This is a genomic window from Microbacterium sp. Ag1, from assembly GCF_001005635.1.
In the GTDB taxonomy this organism is placed as follows: Bacteria; Actinomycetota; Actinomycetes; order Actinomycetales; family Microbacteriaceae; genus Microbacterium; species Microbacterium oxydans.
The window spans coordinates 44,673-60,548 of sequence record NZ_LBCR01000021.1 but is presented as its reverse complement, the minus strand read 5'-3'; the positions used below and the strand labels follow the sequence as shown (position 1 = coordinate 60,548).

14 protein-coding genes and 1 tRNA gene are annotated in these 15,876 nt (G+C 68.4%); 11 read left to right on the top strand and 4 right to left on the bottom strand.

Features of this window, described 5'->3' with window-relative positions:
- Positions 1 to 32 precede the first annotated feature (32 nt).
- Positions 33 to 1,910: a DUF2207 family protein gene (locus tag AAY78_RS02240; protein ID WP_046746737.1), complete on the bottom strand. Its 1,878-nt coding sequence runs from the start codon at positions 1,908 to 1,910 to the stop codon at positions 33 to 35.
- A gap of 80 nt (positions 1,911 to 1,990) precedes the next feature.
- Between AAY78_RS02240 and lysS the strand changes: the two genes are divergently transcribed.
- On the top strand, positions 1,991 to 3,523 hold the full coding sequence (gene lysS / locus AAY78_RS02235; protein WP_046746736.1) for a lysine--tRNA ligase: 1,533 nt from the start codon (positions 1,991 to 1,993) through the stop codon (positions 3,521 to 3,523).
- 13 nt (positions 3,524 to 3,536) lie between these two features.
- On the opposite strand, the gene AAY78_RS02230 is transcribed toward lysS, so the two are convergent.
- Entirely contained in the window at positions 3,537 to 4,655 is a 1,119-nt protein-coding gene (locus tag AAY78_RS02230) for a DUF4192 family protein (RefSeq protein ID WP_046746735.1), read from the bottom strand.
- A gap of 112 nt (positions 4,656 to 4,767) precedes the next feature.
- Here AAY78_RS02230 and AAY78_RS19860 point away from each other — a divergent pair, with 112 nt between their 5' ends.
- From AAY78_RS19860 to AAY78_RS02220, 3 genes are all read left to right on the top strand, one after another.
- On the top strand, positions 4,768 to 4,941 hold the full coding sequence (locus tag AAY78_RS19860) for a hypothetical protein (protein ID WP_164734077.1): 174 nt from the start codon (positions 4,768 to 4,770) through the stop codon (positions 4,939 to 4,941).
- 87 nt (positions 4,942 to 5,028) lie between these two features.
- Positions 5,029 to 6,489, top strand: coding sequence for a cardiolipin synthase (cls, locus tag AAY78_RS02225; protein ID WP_046746734.1), 1,461 nt, complete (start codon positions 5,029 to 5,031; stop codon positions 6,487 to 6,489).
- A gap of 45 nt (positions 6,490 to 6,534) precedes the next feature.
- Positions 6,535 to 7,263, top strand: coding sequence for a hypothetical protein (locus AAY78_RS02220; protein ID WP_046746733.1), 729 nt, complete (start codon positions 6,535 to 6,537; stop codon positions 7,261 to 7,263).
- 19 nt (positions 7,264 to 7,282) lie between these two features.
- On the opposite strand, the gene AAY78_RS02215 is transcribed toward AAY78_RS02220, so the two are convergent.
- Positions 7,283 to 8,281, bottom strand: a complete 999-nt coding sequence (locus AAY78_RS02215; protein ID WP_046746732.1) for a diacylglycerol/lipid kinase family protein — start codon at positions 8,279 to 8,281, stop codon at positions 7,283 to 7,285.
- Positions 8,282 to 8,357: 76 nt separating this feature from the next.
- On the opposite strand from AAY78_RS02215, the gene AAY78_RS02210 reads away from it, so the two are divergent.
- Positions 8,358 to 8,885 (top strand): RNA polymerase sigma factor, encoded by a 528-nt coding sequence (locus AAY78_RS02210; protein WP_046746731.1) that lies wholly within the window; start codon positions 8,358 to 8,360, stop codon positions 8,883 to 8,885.
- A 34-nt stretch (positions 8,886 to 8,919) separates the two neighbouring features.
- On the opposite strand, the gene AAY78_RS02205 is transcribed toward AAY78_RS02210, so the two are convergent.
- The gene (locus AAY78_RS02205; protein WP_046746730.1) at positions 8,920 to 9,300 is read right to left on the bottom strand and encodes a YybH family protein; all 381 of its coding nucleotides are present in this window, start codon (positions 9,298 to 9,300) and stop codon (positions 8,920 to 8,922) included.
- A 110-nt stretch (positions 9,301 to 9,410) separates the two neighbouring features.
- Here AAY78_RS02205 and serS point away from each other — a divergent pair, with 110 nt between their 5' ends.
- The 6 genes from serS (at position 9,411) to AAY78_RS02175 (ending at position 15,858) form a co-directional block, all read left to right on the top strand.
- Complete coding sequence (gene serS, locus AAY78_RS02200; RefSeq protein WP_046746729.1) at positions 9,411 to 10,727, top strand: serine--tRNA ligase; 1,317 nt, start codon at positions 9,411 to 9,413, stop codon at positions 10,725 to 10,727.
- A complete protein-coding gene (locus AAY78_RS02195) occupies positions 10,724 to 11,545 on the top strand; it encodes an HAD family hydrolase (protein ID WP_046746728.1) in 822 nt (273 codons plus the stop codon). Before serS ends, AAY78_RS02195 begins: the two co-directional genes overlap by 4 nt.
- Positions 11,546 to 11,587: 42 nt before the next feature.
- A tRNA-Ser gene (locus tag AAY78_RS02190) sits at positions 11,588 to 11,672 on the top strand.
- Between the two features lie 51 nt (positions 11,673 to 11,723).
- On the top strand, positions 11,724 to 12,974 hold the full coding sequence (locus AAY78_RS02185; RefSeq protein ID WP_046746727.1) for an LCP family protein: 1,251 nt from the start codon (positions 11,724 to 11,726) through the stop codon (positions 12,972 to 12,974).
- A gap of 63 nt (positions 12,975 to 13,037) precedes the next feature.
- Complete coding sequence (locus AAY78_RS02180; protein WP_017204694.1) at positions 13,038 to 14,045, top strand: LacI family DNA-binding transcriptional regulator; 1,008 nt, start codon at positions 13,038 to 13,040, stop codon at positions 14,043 to 14,045.
- A 181-nt stretch (positions 14,046 to 14,226) separates the two neighbouring features.
- Positions 14,227 to 15,858 (top strand): glycoside hydrolase family 13 protein, encoded by a 1,632-nt coding sequence (locus tag AAY78_RS02175; protein ID WP_046746766.1) that lies wholly within the window; start codon positions 14,227 to 14,229, stop codon positions 15,856 to 15,858.
- Positions 15,859 to 15,876 lie beyond the last annotated feature (18 nt).

The window sequence follows — 15,876 nt, the reverse complement described above, 5'->3', positions numbered from 1 at the left end:
CGTCTCAGCGCAGGGTGCGGGAAGCCGCTGTGTCATCGTCCGCCCGAGAAGCCCCCGCCGCCCCCGCCACCGGAGAATCCGCCGCCGAAGGACCCGCCCGCGCTCGACGAGGACCCCGTCGACGGCGCCGAGTAGGTCGCCGCCGAGTGCGACGAGGCCACGAACGAGGCGAGCTGCGCGCGCAGCACGAACGAGGTCGGGTCGCCGATCCAGGTGGCGCCGTGCTGCGCACGCGTGTACGCCTTCTCGAGCACCTCGCCCCATTCGTCCTCCATGCCGAAGAGGATGGCGTAGGGGAGGAGGCGCTCGTAGATGTGGATGACGTCGGCGGTGCCGTCTGCTCGACGTTCGGCCCCGCTGTAGGACTGCAGCATGCGCAGGCGGTCGGCGTCCGCGACGCGGATGAACTCCTCGACGCCGCGCAGGTACTCGTAGGTGCGGGCGCCTTCGGCCGTGAGCACCGTGTGCTTCGAGAAGCCGTAGATGCTGGAGAGCAGCACCAGGAAAGCGCCGAAGGAGATCACCACGAGCGAGGGGATCGCGGAGAGCCGCCCGCTGGCCGCGCTCCAGATCCCGAACGCCAGACCGATGACCGCGATGCCGATCGCACACCACTGCAGGATCACGGCCGCCCGACTGCGCGCCTTCTCGGTGAGCCCGCGGTTCTGCGCCTCGATCGTCCCGCGTTGCTCCAGGGCGGTCATCCGCGCGGCGAACGTCTCATCGGCGGTGGGCAGGTCGACCACACCCTCGCCGTTCGCGTCGGTGAAGAGGGTATCCAGGGCCTCGACGTCGAGCTGGTCGGGAAGTCGCGTTCCGGGGAGCCGACGCAACCGAGGCTCCTCCTCCTCCGCCCCCTCCTCGATGCGCAGCGTGCCGCGGACGGCCAGGTGCACGATCTCCGAGGGGATCACGTCCTTGGCGCCGGGCACCACGGCGGCGGCCAGCAGGGGAGGCAGTGAATCCGGCACGTCGTACTGGGCGACCACGATTCCGGTCGCCCTTCGGCGTCTCCGGGTGAAGGCCGAGACGGCCACCCAGCTGCCGACCGAGAGCCCGAGCGCGCCGACGGCGGCGACGATCGGGGTGACGTCCGCCACGGGGTCGGGGGTGCGGGCGAGAGGCTGGGTGACCGTACCGGCATCGAAGCCGATGGCGACGGTCACCCCGTCGCCGGCAGGACGGGCTCCCGATTCGACGCGGAACGTCACATCGCGCCCGTCCGCGATCGGACCGTCCAGCTCGCACTCGTCCTTCGAGCCGGAGGGACCGGTGTAGCAGCGCGTGGCACCGTTGAGCGCAGCGCTCAAGGAGGAGTCGAGCGTGACGTCAGCACGGAAGCGATCGATGGACTGCGTGCTGTCGAGCGGCAGCAGGTCCCAGTAGAACTCGTCCGCGGGAGGAGCCGACGATCCCGCAGAGGGCTTCGTCGCCAGGATCACATCGCGCATCTCGTACTCGATCACGTACGTGGTGAGACCCCGGACGAAGTCGTCGTCGTTGCCCGTGAGCACGTAGAGGAGACCGTCCTCCTCGTCCGTCTCGTAGGGCACCTCCGCGCCGTTCCCGTCGGTCACGGACAGGACCGTCGTCTCCGTGCTCGCCCCTTCGTAGGAGGTCGCGAGCCCCCGGACGATGCCGTGATTCTGGTCGGCGTCGGGGAAACGTGCCACGAGCGTCTCCGTCACACGCATCCGCGCGCGGCCGTCGTCATCGAGCCCGACCTCGTACGCCGCGTCCCAGGAACTGTAGGAGAAGTCGTCGACATCGGTCGTGGCGACGCGGATCGGACCGGCTGCGGCGTGAGCGGCGTGCTCGGCTGACGTCGCGAACGCCGCAGCCGGGGTGAAGGCCGCCACGAGGGCGAGGGGGAGTGCAGCGAACGCGCGGAGGATCCGTGTGTGGGCCATTCTCCGAGGCTACCCAGCACGCGACCGATGGCGTCACGCCGCCTCGGTAAACTGGGAGGGACTTCCAAGGAGCCCCCCACATGACTGACGCGTCGCCCGCGCCCGAATCGGCATCGACCGACCCCTCCACCGACGAGGACGTCCACGAGCAGAAGGCCGTGCGGCTCGCCAAGCGCGAGCGTCTGATCGAGAAGCGGTCGAACGCGGGGGGAGGGGCATTCCCCGTCGGAGTGCCCGTCACTCACACGATCCCTGCACTGCGCGCCGAGTACGGCGAGCTCGAAGCGGGTGCCGAGACCGGCGTCGTCGTCGGGGTCGCCGGTCGAGTGGTGTTCAGCCGCAACACCGGCAAGCTCTGCTTCGCCACCCTGCAGGCCGGCGACGGGTCGCGCATCCAGACCATGATCTCGCTCGCGAACGTCGGCGAGGAATCCCTCGCGGACTGGAAGGAGTACGTCGACCTCGGTGACCACGTCTTCGTGCACGGTGAAGTCATCTCGAGCCGTCGCGGCGAGCTATCGATCATGGCCGACGACTGGACGATCGCTGCGAAGGCGATCCTCCCGCTGCCCAACGCGTACTCCGAGCTCAGCGAAGAGGGCCGGGTGCGCAGCCGCTACCTCGACCTGATCGTGCGGGAGCAGGCGCGCAACACCGTCCGTGCTCGGGCCGCCGTGAACGCGAGCCTGCGTTCGACGTTCACGAGCCACGACTACCTCGAGGTGGAGACGCCCATGCTGCAGGTGCAGCACGGAGGAGCGTCTGCCCGCCCGTTCATCACGCACTCGAACGCGTTCGACACCGAGCTGTACCTGCGCATCGCGCCGGAGCTGTACCTCAAGCGCGCGGTCGTCGGCGGCATCGAGCGCGTCTACGAGATCAACCGCAACTTCCGCAACGAGGGTGCTGACTCGACGCACAGCCCCGAGTTCGCGATGCTCGAGGCCTATCAGGCGTACGGCGACTACAACCAGATGGCCGCGCTCACGCAGGAGCTCGTGCAGAACGCGGCGATCGCGGTCGCCGGCTCCACCACGGTGACCTGGGCCGACGGCACCGAGTACGAGCTCGGCGGTGAGTGGGACCGCATCTCGATGTACGAGTCGCTCTCGGCCGCTTCGGGTCGTGTCATCACCCCGCAGGACTCCGTCGAGGACCTCATCGCCTTCGCGGAGGCCAACGATGTGGATCTGCCACCGCAGGCCACCCACGGCAAGCTCGTCGAGGAGTTGTGGGAGCACTTCGTGAAGGGCGACCTCGTCCGCCCCACGTTCGTGATGGACTTCCCCGTCGACACGTCGCCCCTCGTGCGCGAGCATCGTTCGATCGCGGGCGTCGTGGAGAAGTGGGACCTGTACATCCGCGGCTTCGAACTGGCGACGGGATACTCCGAGCTCGTCGACCCCGTGATCCAGCGGGAGCGCTTCGTCGAGCAGGCCAAGCTCGCAGCACGCGGCGATGTCGAGGCCATGCCCGTGGATGAAGAGTTCCTTCGCGCCCTCGAGCACGGCATGCCGCCGTCCGGCGGGATGGGCATGGGGATCGACCGACTGCTGATGGCCATCACGGGTCTGGGCATCCGGGAGACCATCCTCTTCCCTCTGGTGAAGTAGTCCACGGAGTCGTTCATCCCATCGGGCCGCGCCGGAACGCCCATTCCGGCAGCATGGCCCCGCCGATCATGGTCTCCAACAGTGCGGCGAGCGAGTACCGAGGGTCGATCTCGCGCACCATCTCGAGGTAGCGGCCCGCGTGACTGGCGCGCCCCAGCGCCCAGGACAGCCACGCGGCCACGGTGAGCGGGGCGGGTCGCGAGTGCCGGGGTGCACGGGCGGCTGCCTCGCGCGCGACCGAGAGGGCGCACCGCAGGCGTTCGGTGTCGGGCGTCGGTCCGCGTCCGAGGAACACGTCGCCCACTTCGTCGGGAACCATGATCCCGGACTCGGCGAAGGCGGTCTGGGCGTCGAGCGTGCGGATGCCTCCCGCGAGGTCGGTCGCCCATTGCGCGATCGCCACGTCGCGCAGCAGCGGCTTCTCCAGACACCACAGCAGCGCGGCTGTCGCGAAGGGTGGAAGACCGTCGGGTGCAGCCAGCACCGACTCGAGGAACGCGGGCACGTCGTCGAGCAGGACGAGTGCGGCGATGAGCTGAGGATTCTCCCTGGCGCTTCGCGGAGCGCGCCCGCGCCGATCGAGGAGCGCGTCGAGGTCGGCGGATGCTCGCCCGACCCGCTCCTTCTCCGCCAGATCGACGGTCGGCAGCTCCGTGCCGACGTTCTGATCTCCGGACACGTCTTCCATCGGCGGCAGGTCGGACGGAAGGCGGATCTGCGCGAGAGACCCGAGCTCCGGTTCCTCCTCGAGGTAACTCGACCAGCCGGACGGCGTCACGCACAGAGCGTCGACGACTCGCAGACCCGCATCCTCCGCGCAGCCGAGCACCTCGTCGATCACCACCGCGTGCGGGAGCACCAGGCCGTCGCGCGTCGGGTGCGCATCCTGATCGGTGTAGACGACGACGGCCACCGCATCCGTTCCGGAGACCCGTGCCACGAGCCCGACCGCGTTGTCGGCATAGCGACCGACATCGGTGCTCTCCTCGGGGAGGTCCAGACGCATGGCACCGTCGGTGCGCGAGCCGCGGAACGGGAGGAGGACGATGCTCCGACGGGGCGTGAAGCCGGCGAGAGAGGGGACGATGCCGAGGAATGCGGCGGAATCGGTGGCGCGGAGAACTGTGGTCATCTCGAGAGTGTGCACGTCGGCGGGGCGGACGGGAGGGGAAAAGGGGGCTTGTGGACGCAGATCCTGTGAGTGCCGGAGTGTGCACGAACAGTGGCTCGCGTACCATGGAGGGATGGACAACTTCTGGCTCGCCGCGGCATGGTCGCTTCTGCCGACCGTCGGAGTGAGCGTCGTGTTCTTCCTCGTGGTCCGAGGCATCCTCCGTTTCGACCGCACCGAACGCAAGGTGCACGCGCAGATCGAAGCCGAGGAGCGCGCAGCGCGGGGCCTCCCGCCACGCGGCTGATTCCCACCCCATCGGCTACTGTGAAGCCAGTGCATCTGCTCAGATGCGCGTGAGCTGTGACGGTCACTGCGGTGGCGAGGGGGCACGATGACGGCGGATAGCTGGGCATGGTGGATCGCCGCCTTCCTGCTGATGCTCGACATCGTCATCCGCGTCACTGCGATCATCGTCATCCCCCGCAACCGCCGCCCCACCGCCGCGATGGCGTGGCTGCTCGCCGTCTTCTTCATCCCTTTCGTCGGCGTCTTCCTGTTCCTCATGATCGGCAACCCCCGCCTCCCGCGGGCGCGTCGACGCAAGCAGGATCAGATCAACGAGTACATCGCGGAGACCAGCGAGCACCTGCACTTCGGGACCCTGCGTCCGAACGCCCCTGCATGGTTCGGCCCGATCGTGCAGATGAACCAGAAGCTCGGCGCCCTCCCGCTCTCCGGCGACAACGGCGCCCACCTCATCTCCGACTACCAGGAGTCGCTCGATGAGATGGCCGAGGCCATCCGCACCGCGCAGGAGTACGTGCACGTCGAGTTCTACATCCTGCAGTCGGACGACTCGACCGACAACTTCTTCCGCGCCCTCGAAGAGGTCTGCGCGCGAGGGGTGGAGGTCCGCGTGCTGCTCGATCACTGGGCGAACCGCGGAAAGCCCCGCTACAAGCAGACCATCGCGCGACTCAACGCGATGGGGGCGGACTGGCACCTGATGCTCCCGGTGCAGCCGCTCAAGGGCAAGATGCAGCGCCCCGATCTGCGCAACCACCGGAAGCTCCTCGTCGTCGACGGCAACATCGCGTTCCTCGGGTCGCAGAACATCACCGATTCGACCTACAACCTGAAGAAGAACATCAAGCGAGGACTGCACTGGGTCGACCTGATGGTCCGTCTCGACGGTCCCGTGGTGTTGAGCGTGAACGCGATCTTCGTCGCCGACTGGTACAGCGAGACCGACACGGTGCTCGAGGGCATCGACATCGCCCACGCGAACATCGGCTCCGGGGATCTCGACTGCCAGGTCGTGCCCTCCGGCCCGGGGTTCGAAGTCGAGAACAACCTCCGTCTCTTCCTCGCACTGCTCTACGCGGCGAAGAAGAAGATCATGATCGTCAGCCCTTACTTCGTCCCCGACGAAGCCCTGCTCCTCGCGGTCACGGCCGCCGTCGACCGTGGCGTGCACGTCGAGCTGTTCGTCTCGGAAGAGGGCGACCAGGCGATGGTCTATCACGCCCAGCGCAGCTACTACGAGGTTCTGCTCAAGGCGGGAGTGCGCATCTGGATGTATCGCAAGCCCTACATCCTGCACACCAAGACGCTCACGATCGACGAGGAGGTCGCGGTGGTCGGGTCGAGCAACATGGACATGCGCTCCTTCGGTCTGAACCTCGAGGTCTCGATGCTGGTGCGCGGCGAGGAGTTCGTCGCCGAGATGCGGGAGGTCGAGGACAAGTACCGCTCCCTCAGCCGTGAGCTGACGCTCGAGGAGTGGATGCAGCAGCCGCTGCGCTCGACCGTGCTCGACAACCTCGCCCGCCTCACCTCCGCGCTGCAGTAGTCGTCGCGCTATCCGTCGCGAGTCCGCGAGGGCTACCCTGTGAGCATGACCTCCGCGCTGCGTCCTCTCGCCCCTGTCGTCGGTCTCGTCGCCGCGGCGCTCCTCGTCGCCGGCTGCACCGCGAGCCCCGGTTCGGAGACGCCGACGAGTTCCCCTGCGCCGAGCGCGGGCGGCGTCGACGACCGGAACGACATCGAGGGTGCGCTGCTCGACGACGGACGCATGTTCGCCGTCGTCACGGTGGGCTCCTCCACGTGCGTCCCCCAGGTGGACCAGGTGAGCGCCGAGGGACAGACCGTCACGGTCACTCTCGTCGACGCCGAGGGCGAGTCGCCACGGCCGTGCACGAAGGACCTCGCTCCGCGGGCCAGCATCGGCGCGCTTCCCGAGGGCGTGGATCCGACAGCCGACATCACCCTCGAGGTCACCTATGGCGACATCACCGACGACGTCGACCTCGACGGCGACCCCGCCGCGACGGGCACGCCCGGCACGTCGACCGAGTACCTGCCGTCTGCCGGCTGGTCCGGCGACGGCGCTCTGGTGCTGCTCACCTGGGGATCGTCGTCCTGCCCGCCGGAGATCGAATCCCTCGAGGGGTCGGGGAACAGCGGCACGGCGACGTTCGTGACGGATGAGACCAAGGCCTGCACGATGGACATGGCTCCGCGCGCCACGCTGCTCTCCTTCGGGGACGACGCGGTCGATGACGACGCGCCCTTCACCCTGACCCTCGTCGGCGGAGGCCTCGAAGGCACGGTCGAGGTGCGCTGAATCCGAAGCCCGCGGGCCTTCAGAGGATGTGCACGGGGTGGCCCGTCGGCAGCGCCAGCAGAAGCGCCCCCGGGTCTGCCCAGCAGGTGATGCGCACGGCTTCCCCGAATTCGTCACCGTCGAGCTCGATCGGGATCGGGTCGGGCGCTGCAGCCTCGGCCGCGGCCCCGTGGAAGTAGTGGACGGAGGCGTTCTTCCCGCGCCGTTCGAGGACTCGGCGTCCCGCGCGGAAGCGTCGCAGCACGGAGTTGTCCCACCAGATCTTCCGCCAGACGGCGAACCAGCCGAGCATGCCGGTCGGCTGGATGACCGCCACGTCGAGGGCGGCGTCGGTGATCGATGCCTCGGGGATCAGGGATATCCCGGCAGGGAGCGTGCCGCAGTTCGCGAACAGCAGGCTGTAGGCGCGATGGGTGTGCAGGCGTCCGTCGTCGATCTGGTAGACCGCGCGGAACGGCTTCGCGCGAGGCAGGGAGCGGGCGGCGCCGTCGACGTACGCGATCCACCCGACGGATTTCTTCAGATCGGAGCGGGTGTTCGCGATCATGTCGGCGTCGAGACCCATTCCGGCGAGGACGACGAACGCATGCTGCGCCTCCTCGCCGTCCTGTCGAGTCAGTCGCGCCCAGCCGATGTCGATCGGGTGTCGGAAGTCGCCGAGCGCCGCCTGGATCATCTCGGTCGGGTCGCCCAGCGGGAGCCCGAGATTGCGCGCGAGCAGATTCCCGGTGCCGCTGGGCAGGATCGCCAACGGCACCCCGCTGTTCGCGATCGCCTCCGACACGGCGCGCACCGTGCCGTCGCCTCCCGCGACCAGCACGACGTCCACCCCGCGCTCCAGCGCCTGCGCCGTGGCGAGCTGGCCGGCGTCCTCGACGGTCGTGGGGTAGAACGCGGGATGCTCCCAACCGGCCTCCCGGGAGAGATCGCGCACTCGGCCCCGGAGGTGCTTGCCGTCGACCTTGATCGGGTTGTAGATGAGCGCCGCCTGTCGCCGGACGGGTTCGCTCGTGGTCATGGCGCTACTCTAAACCGCGATCCACTCGGGTCGCCCATCCGGCGCCGGGCCTTCCCTGCGCGAGGAGAATGGAGACATGCGCGATGACTCCGACGACACCGCTCGCACCGTGCTCTCCGCGATGATCGAAGGCGACCCCGATCGTCTGCGGCGACGGAGCATCTCGCTCGGGGTTCCCGTCGACGACGCCGACGACGCGGCGCAGAACGCGCTGCTGCGCGCCTGGAGCTCGTTCTCTCACCTCGACACCCCGCAGCCAGGGCGCATGTGCGCCTGGCTCGACGTGATCGCCAGGAACGTCGCCGTCGACCTCGCCAGACAGCGCTCCCGTCGCCCCGCCGCGACGCTGGAAGAGGCGGCGGACGAGCACGTCAGCGTCGAGTCCGTCGTCGAGGCGCGAGTCCTGCTCGACGGAGCAATGGCGGCTGTGCATGCGCTCCCACCCACGCTTCGGGAACCACTGCTGTTGACGGTCGCCGACGGGCTCTCGGCGGAGGAGGTGGCGACGCGACTCGGAATCGAACCCGCCGCCGCCCGGCAGCGCATCTCGCGGGCACGCAAGGCGCTGAAGGCCTGCCGCGGCACAGGTATGGGGGTGGCGTGAGGGAGACTCTCCTGCAGGTCTCCCTCACGTCATCTCAGGCGGTCCCGAACGGGTTGTCGATCGCGTAGCGCCAGCCGTGCGCATCGTCGTACACCGCGAGGTCGGCGGTCGTCCCGGCGAGGGAGACCTCCGACCCGTCGGGTGCGATGCCCGTGATCGTCCAGTCGGCGACCGCGAGGCCGGTGCCCGCGCTCTCGAAGACGTGACGGACCGTCATCGAGATCGGCAGGTTCAGGCCGAGGAACTGCTCGAGCGCGCCCCTCACGGCTTCCGTGCCGGTGACCGGTGTCCCCGGCGCGGGGACGAAGACCACCTCCGGGGTGTTCAATGCCATCAATCCGTCGAGGTCACGGGCGTTGAAGCGGTCGGCGAACGCCAGGTTCAGCTGATCGAGGGCGGTGACGCGAGTGCTCATGGGTGTTCCTTTCCGAGGGTCGGCGGAATGCCGGCCGTTGCAGAGGAAGACGATGCTGCGCCGAGAGTGTGACATCCGAGAGGGTGTGACGATCACCGTAGACTTGGTGGATGATCGACCTCGCACTCCTCCGCGACAATCCGGAGATCGTCCGCCGCTCGCAGACTGCTCGTGGAAACGACCAGAGCACCGTCGACGTCGCACTCGAGGCCGATCGATCGCGCCGGTCGGCGCTCTCCGCATTCGAGGAGCTGCGAGCAGAGCAGAACGCCTTCGGGAAGCTGGTCGCGAAAGCCCCGAAGGAGGAGAAGGCCGCCCTGGTCGCGCAGGCCAAGGACCTCGCCGAGCGAGTGAAGCAGGCCCAGCACGCCGCGAACGAGGCGGCTGAGGCAGCGGCCGCAGCCCTCGCCCGGATCGAGAACGTCGTCATCGACGGTGTGCCGGCCGGTGGCGAAGCCGACTTCGTCGAGCTGCGGCGTGTGGGAGACGTGCCCGCTTTCGACTTCGAGCCGAAGGACCACCTCGAGCTGGGCGAGCTCCTCGGTGCGATCGACATGGAACGCGGTGCCAAGGTCTCCGGCGCCCGCTTCTACTTCCTGCGCGGCATCGGAGCACGTCTCGAGATCGCGCTGATGAACCTTGCGCTCGACAAGGCGCTGCAGAACGGCTTCGTGCCCCTGATCACCCCGACGCTCGTGCGCCCGGAGATCATGCAGGGGACGGGCTTCCTCGGCGAGCACGCCGACGAGGTCTATCACCTCGACAAGGACGACGATCTGTACCTCGTCGGCACCAGCGAGGTCGCGCTAGCCGGGTACCACAAGGACGAGATCGTCGACTTGACGGACGGTGCCCTCCGGTACGCCGGCTGGTCGACGTGCTACCGGCGTGAGGCGGGCTCGCACGGCAAGGACACCCGAGGCATCATCCGTGTGCACCAGTTCAACAAGCTCGAGATGTTCGTCTACACGACGGCCGAGGACGCGGAGGCCGAGCACCTGCGCCTCGTCGCGCTGCAGGAGGAGATGCTGACCTCCCTCGGCCTCGCCTACCGCGTGATCGACGTCGCAGCGGGAGATCTCGGTTCGAGCGCCGCCCGCAAGTACGACATCGAGGCCTGGGTCCCCACGCAGGGTGCCTTCCGCGAGCTGACGTCGACCTCGAACTGCACGACGTTCCAGGCGCGACGTCTCGATGTGCGGTACCGGCCGGTGGTGGAGGCCGCGGAGGGTGCGGCGCAGGGCACGGCGAAGACGCAGCACGTCGCCACGCTGAACGGCACGCTCGCCACGACGCGCTGGATCGTGGCGCTGCTCGAGACCCATCAGCAGGCGGATGGATCCGTGCGCGTCCCCGAGGTGCTGCGCCCGTATCTCGGCGGCCTCGAGGTGATCGAGCCGCTCGCTGAGGGGCGGGCCGCACGATGACGGACGCCTGGCTGGTCGGCCTCGACGTCGACGGGACCATCCTGCTGCAGGACGAGACGATGAGCCCCGGTGTTCCGGAGGCGATCGCCCGCCTGCGCGACGGAGGACATGTCGTCACGATCGCGACCGGACGAAGCTGGATGGCGACGCGGCGCTACGTCGAAGAACTCGGACTGACCGCTGACTTCGTCGTCTGCTCCAACGGGGCCGTGACGATGCGGCGATCGGGCGATGACTGGGAGCGTTGGAACGTGGAGACGTTCGACCCCACCCCGGTTCTCGGTCTGCTGCGAGAGCGGCTGCCCGACGCCAGGTACATGGTGGAACTGGCTTCGGGGCAGCGGCTGTTCACGGAGCAGCTCGACGACTGGACGCTCGACGGCGGTCGACAGGTCGACTTCGACGAGCTCGGAGCCCTTCCCGTCTCGCGCATCGTCGTCGTCTCTCCTGGTCACGACGAAGAGGACTTCCACCGTCTGGTCGCTGACGCCGGTCTGAACGAGGTGTCGTACGCGATCGGCTGGACGGCGTGGCTGGACATCGCGCCGCAGGGTGTGGACAAGGGCACGGCGCTGGAGCAGGTGCGTACCGAGCTCGGGCTCGGCGAGGGGCGCATCCTCGTCGCCGGGGACGGGCGCAACGACATCGGGATGTTCGGCTGGGCGCGCTCGCTCGGTGGTCGGGCGGTGGCGATGGGCCAGGCTCCGGACGTGGTGAAGGAGGCAGCCGGCGAGGTCACCGCAGATGTCGTCGACGGTGGCCTGGCGCGAGCGCTCGACACGCTTCCAGCCCCCGCCCAGGTCAGCGCCGGAGAATAGAACTCGGCTAGACTCACGCCTGGTCGGCAGAAGTGCCTGCCGGGAGGGTTGTCCGAGCGGCCGATGGAGCTGGTCTTGAAAACCAGTGGGCAGAGATGTCTCGTGGGTTCGAATCCCACACCCTCCGCATTGTGAGCACGGTGTCCCCCGCACCGGCGCTGAATCCGAAAGGTCCCGAGTGAGCCAGAACCCCCGACGCCGGCACACCATCGCGCGCCATGGTCAGCTGGGTACTCCCGGTACCGTCGGCCAACTCCTGAAGTTCATCGCCATCGGCCTCGCCGTGGTCCTGGTGAGCGGCCTCGGCGTCGGCGCCTACGTCTTCTACGACCTCACGAGCACGGTCTCGGCGAATGCTGTCGAGATCGAGGGCCAGGACCCGATCCCGCCGGACATCGGCGAGTACGAGGGCGGCTTCAACATGGTGCTCACCGGGGTGGACACCTGCGAGGAGAAGTACAAGGACCTGTTCGGCGAACGGTGCACCGGAGCGGACGCCGAGGGAACGCTCAACGACGTGAACCTGCTCGTCCACGTCTCGCAGGAGCCGCGCCGCATCACGGTGGTCAGCTTCCCCCGAGACCTGATGGTCCCGATCCCGTCCTGCACGGACAAGAACGGCAACGCCACCTCTGCGATGAGCAAGCAGCCGCTGAACACGGCGTACACGGACGGCGGCCTGAACTGCGTCGTGAAGACCATCTCCGAGCTGACCGATCAGGAGATCCAGTTCGCGGCCGGCGTCACCTTCGGCGGCGTGATCGAGATCACGAACGCCATCGGAGGCGTGGACGTCTGCCTCGCCAACCCGATCAAGGACCGCTACACCGGACTCGACATGGCTGCGGGCACGCACACGGTGGAGGGGCTGCAGGCGCTCCAGTTCCTGCGCACCCGTCACGGGGTCGGTGACGGCAGCGACCTCGGCCGCATCGGCAACCAGCAGCAGTACATGTCGAGCCTGGCCCGCAAGATGATCAGCGGCGAGGTGCTCGGCAACGTCCCGGTGATGCTCAAGCTCGCGAACACCGCGATCCAGAACCTCGAGCCGAGTGAGTCGCTCACGAATCCGATGACGCTCGTGCAGATCGCGCTCGCGGTCAAGTCCGTGCCGTTCGAGGACATCGTCTTCGTGCAGTACCCCAACGGCACCGACTCGGCGAACCCCAACAAGGTCGTCCCCAACTACACTGCAGCCTCTGCGCTCTGGGATGCGCTCGCCGAGAATGCGCAGCTGCAGATCACGCACGAGAACAACCGCAACGACGGTGTGATCGTGCAGGAGCCGACCACGACCGGCGAACAGCCGACCGACACGGCGGCGACTCCGGACCCGGCAGCGACCCCCGACAACGTCGTGGCGCTTCCCGATTCGATCAAGGGCAACTCCGCCGCGCAGCAGACCTGCTCCAACGGCAACGTTCGCTGACGACTCCGCGAGGGAGCGCAAACCGCTTGCGCCTTCTTGCAAGGACTTGCGTACACTGGCTGCATGTCGAAGCGACTCGCCGAGGTGGCCCGCAAGGTCGGAGTGAGTGAGGCGACGGTCAGTCGCGTGCTCAACGAGAAGCCGGGGGTCTCGGACGCCACGCGCCAGGCGGTCCTCACCGCCCTCGACGTCCTCGGCTACGAGCGGCCGACGAAGCTGCGCGGAGAACGCGCCCGCCTCGTGGGCCTGGTGCTGCCCGAGCTGCAGAATCCGATCTTCCCCGCATTCGCCGAGATCGTCGGCGGTGCGCTCACCCAGAACGGGTACACGCCGCTGCTCTGCACGCAGAATGCCGGAGGTGTGACGGAGTCGGACTACGTCGACCTGCTCCTCGCGCAGCAGGTGTCCGGCGTCATCTTCCTCGGGGGGAACTACACGCAGGCCGACGCCGCGCATCAGCACTACGAGCGCCTGCGTCAAGTGAACCTCCCGACCGTGCTCGTCAATGCCCGCGTGCCGGAGCTGCCGTTCGCCACGGTGTCGACCGACGACGCCGCCGCCGCGGAACAGGCGGTGCTGCACGTGCATCAGCTCGGGCATCGGAAGATCGGCCTGCTGCTGGGGCCGGAGGATCACATCCCGTCCCGCCGCAAGCTCGAATCGGCGCGACGTCTGCTCGAATCGCTCGGCGCACCGCTGGCGGACGAACTCGTCGTGCGCGGCATGTACTCGCTCGAGTCCGGCCAGGCGGGGGCTTCACGACTGTTCGCCGCCGGTGCGACGGCGATCGTGTGCGCGAGCGACCCGATGGCGCTCGGGGCGGTGCGCGCGGCGCGGCGTGCCGGGCTGTCGGTGCCGGGTGACGTGAGCATCGTCGGATTCGACGACTCCGCGCTGATGAGCTGCACCGAGCCGCCGCTGACCACGGTTCGGCAGCCGATCGAGTCGATGGGGCGAGCTGTGATCGCCCTCCTGCTCGCTCAGATCGCCGGCACGGCTCAGCCGAGCGACGAGCTCCTGTTCGAGCCCGAACTGGTGCTGCGCGCCTCGACGGGGCCCCTGCCCCTCTGACCACGGGTCCCCGAAGGTGCGCTGATTGTCGTGCCCGCAAATCATCGTAAATTTGCGACAACTCGTTTAGTTCTTGCGTTAAGTGATTGAGAAAGCTACATTCGACTCATCGCCACCGACGACGAGGAGTTCCGTGGACACTGACGTTCTGCGCACGACGGCACCCGCCGGCACCCTGACCATGCCTGCTGGCGACGGCTGGTGGCGGACGGCCGTGATCTACCAGGTGTACGTGCGCAGCTTCGCGGACGGAAACGGCGACGGCATCGGCGATCTCGCGGGTGTCCGCTCGAGGCTCCCGTACTTGAAGAGCCTCGGGGTGGACGCGCTCTGGTTCACCCCGTGGTACCTGAGCCCCCTCGCCGACGGCGGGTACGACGTGCAGGACTACCGCCGCATCGATCCCCGTTTCGGCTCCCTGGAGGAAGCGGAGCAGCTGATCGCGGAGGCGCTCGCTCTGGGCATCCGCACGATCGTCGACATCGTGCCCAATCACATCTCGGATCAGCACGAGTGGTTCCAGCGGGCGCTGGCGGCGGGTCCAGGCAGTCCGGAGCGGGAACGGTTCTGGTTCCACCACGGCCGCGGGGAGCACGGTGACGTCATCCCGACGAACTGGGTGTCGAGCTTCCAGGGCGAGACCTGGTCGCGCACGCGGAACCCCGACGGCACCGACGGCGAGTGGTACCTGCATCTGTTCACCCCCGAGCAGCCGGACCTGAACTGGAACCACCCCGATGTGCGACGTGAGCACGAAGACGTCCTGCGGTTCTGGTTCGACCGCGGGGTCGCGGGTGTCCGGATCGACTCGGCGGCTCTTCCCGTCAAGGACCCCGCGCTTCCCGACCTCCCCGCAGGTTCGGCACCCACGGTGGACCATCCGCACATCGACCGCGACGAGCTGCACGACATCTATCGCGAGTGGCGTGCGGTCGCCGACGAGTACGACGGGGAGCGGGTGCTCGTGGGCGAGGTGTGGCTCGAGGATGCAGAGCGATTCGCCCGGTACCTGCGGCCGGGGGAGATGCACACCGCCTTCAACTTCGGCTTCATGACGCAGCCGTGGAGTGCGCGTGCCATGCGCGATTCCATCACCCGCACCCTCGCGGAGCATGCGCCGGTCGGTGCCCCGGCCACGTGGGTGCTCTCGAACCACGACGTCACGCGTCCGGTCACGCGGTACGGGCAGGCGGATTCCTCTTTCGCCTTCGAGCGCAAGCGCTTCGGCACCCCGACCGACCCGGCTCGCGGTGCGCGAAGGGCCCGCGCCGCCGCGCTGCTCGTCGCCGCGCTGCCCGGCAGTCTCTACATCTACCAGGGGGACGAACTCGGCCTTCCTGAGGTCGAGCTGCCGCTCGACGCGATCGAAGACCCCATGCACTTCCGCTCCGGTGGGGTCGACCCGGGACGCGACGGCTGCCGAGTGCCGCTGCCCTGGACGGGGGCGACGAGCCCCTACGGCTTCGGTGGCGCTCCCTGGCTGCCGCAACCCGAGGACTGGGCGGCGCTCACCGTCGAGGCGCAGGATGCGGACCCCTCTTCGACGCTCAACCTGTATCGCACGGCGATCGCTCTGCGACGGCGCATCGACGACTTCGCCGGCGACCACCTGGAGTGGCTCGAACTGGGCGCCGACGTCCTTTCATTCCGCCGTGGTGACGGCACGCTCAGCGTCACCAACCTCGGGGCGGTCGCCGTGCCGCTGCCTGCACACCATGAGGTCCTCCTCTCCAGTGCGCCGCTCGACGGCGTGCTCCCACCCGACTCCACAGCCTGGCTCGCTCTGCGCGCCACCCCCACGCGCTCGCAGTGAGCGCCGTCGTGATCCTGC

What these genes read in the sequence shown, in the direction of transcription:
- AAY78_RS02210 (WP_046746731.1), top strand. Translation starts at nt 8,358, where the DNA reads ATGCGCGATGACTCCGACGACACCGCTCGCACCGTGCTCTCCGCGATG.
- lysS (WP_046746736.1), top strand. Translation starts at nt 1,991, where the DNA reads ATGACTGACGCGTCGCCCGCGCCCGAATCGGCATCGACCGACCCCTCC.
- AAY78_RS02220 (WP_046746733.1), top strand. Translation starts at nt 6,535, where the DNA reads ATGACCTCCGCGCTGCGTCCTCTCGCCCCTGTCGTCGGTCTCGTCGCC.
- AAY78_RS02205 (WP_046746730.1), bottom strand. Translation starts at nt 9,300, where the DNA reads ATGAGCACTCGCGTCACCGCCCTCGATCAGCTGAACCTGGCGTTCGCC.
- AAY78_RS02230 (WP_046746735.1), bottom strand. Translation starts at nt 4,655, where the DNA reads ATGACCACAGTTCTCCGCGCCACCGATTCCGCCGCATTCCTCGGCATC.
- AAY78_RS02240 (WP_046746737.1), bottom strand. Translation starts at nt 1,910, where the DNA reads ATGGCCCACACACGGATCCTCCGCGCGTTCGCTGCACTCCCCCTCGCC.
- AAY78_RS19860 (WP_164734077.1), top strand. Translation starts at nt 4,768, where the DNA reads ATGGACAACTTCTGGCTCGCCGCGGCATGGTCGCTTCTGCCGACCGTC.
- serS (WP_046746729.1), top strand. Translation starts at nt 9,411, where the DNA reads ATGATCGACCTCGCACTCCTCCGCGACAATCCGGAGATCGTCCGCCGC.
- AAY78_RS02175 (WP_046746766.1), top strand. Translation starts at nt 14,227, where the DNA reads ATGCCTGCTGGCGACGGCTGGTGGCGGACGGCCGTGATCTACCAGGTG.
- AAY78_RS02180 (WP_017204694.1), top strand. Translation starts at nt 13,038, where the DNA reads ATGTCGAAGCGACTCGCCGAGGTGGCCCGCAAGGTCGGAGTGAGTGAG.
- AAY78_RS02215 (WP_046746732.1), bottom strand. Translation starts at nt 8,281, where the DNA reads ATGACCACGAGCGAACCCGTCCGGCGACAGGCGGCGCTCATCTACAAC.
- AAY78_RS02195 (WP_046746728.1), top strand. Translation starts at nt 10,724, where the DNA reads ATGACGGACGCCTGGCTGGTCGGCCTCGACGTCGACGGGACCATCCTG.
- cls (WP_046746734.1), top strand. Translation starts at nt 5,029, where the DNA reads ATGACGGCGGATAGCTGGGCATGGTGGATCGCCGCCTTCCTGCTGATG.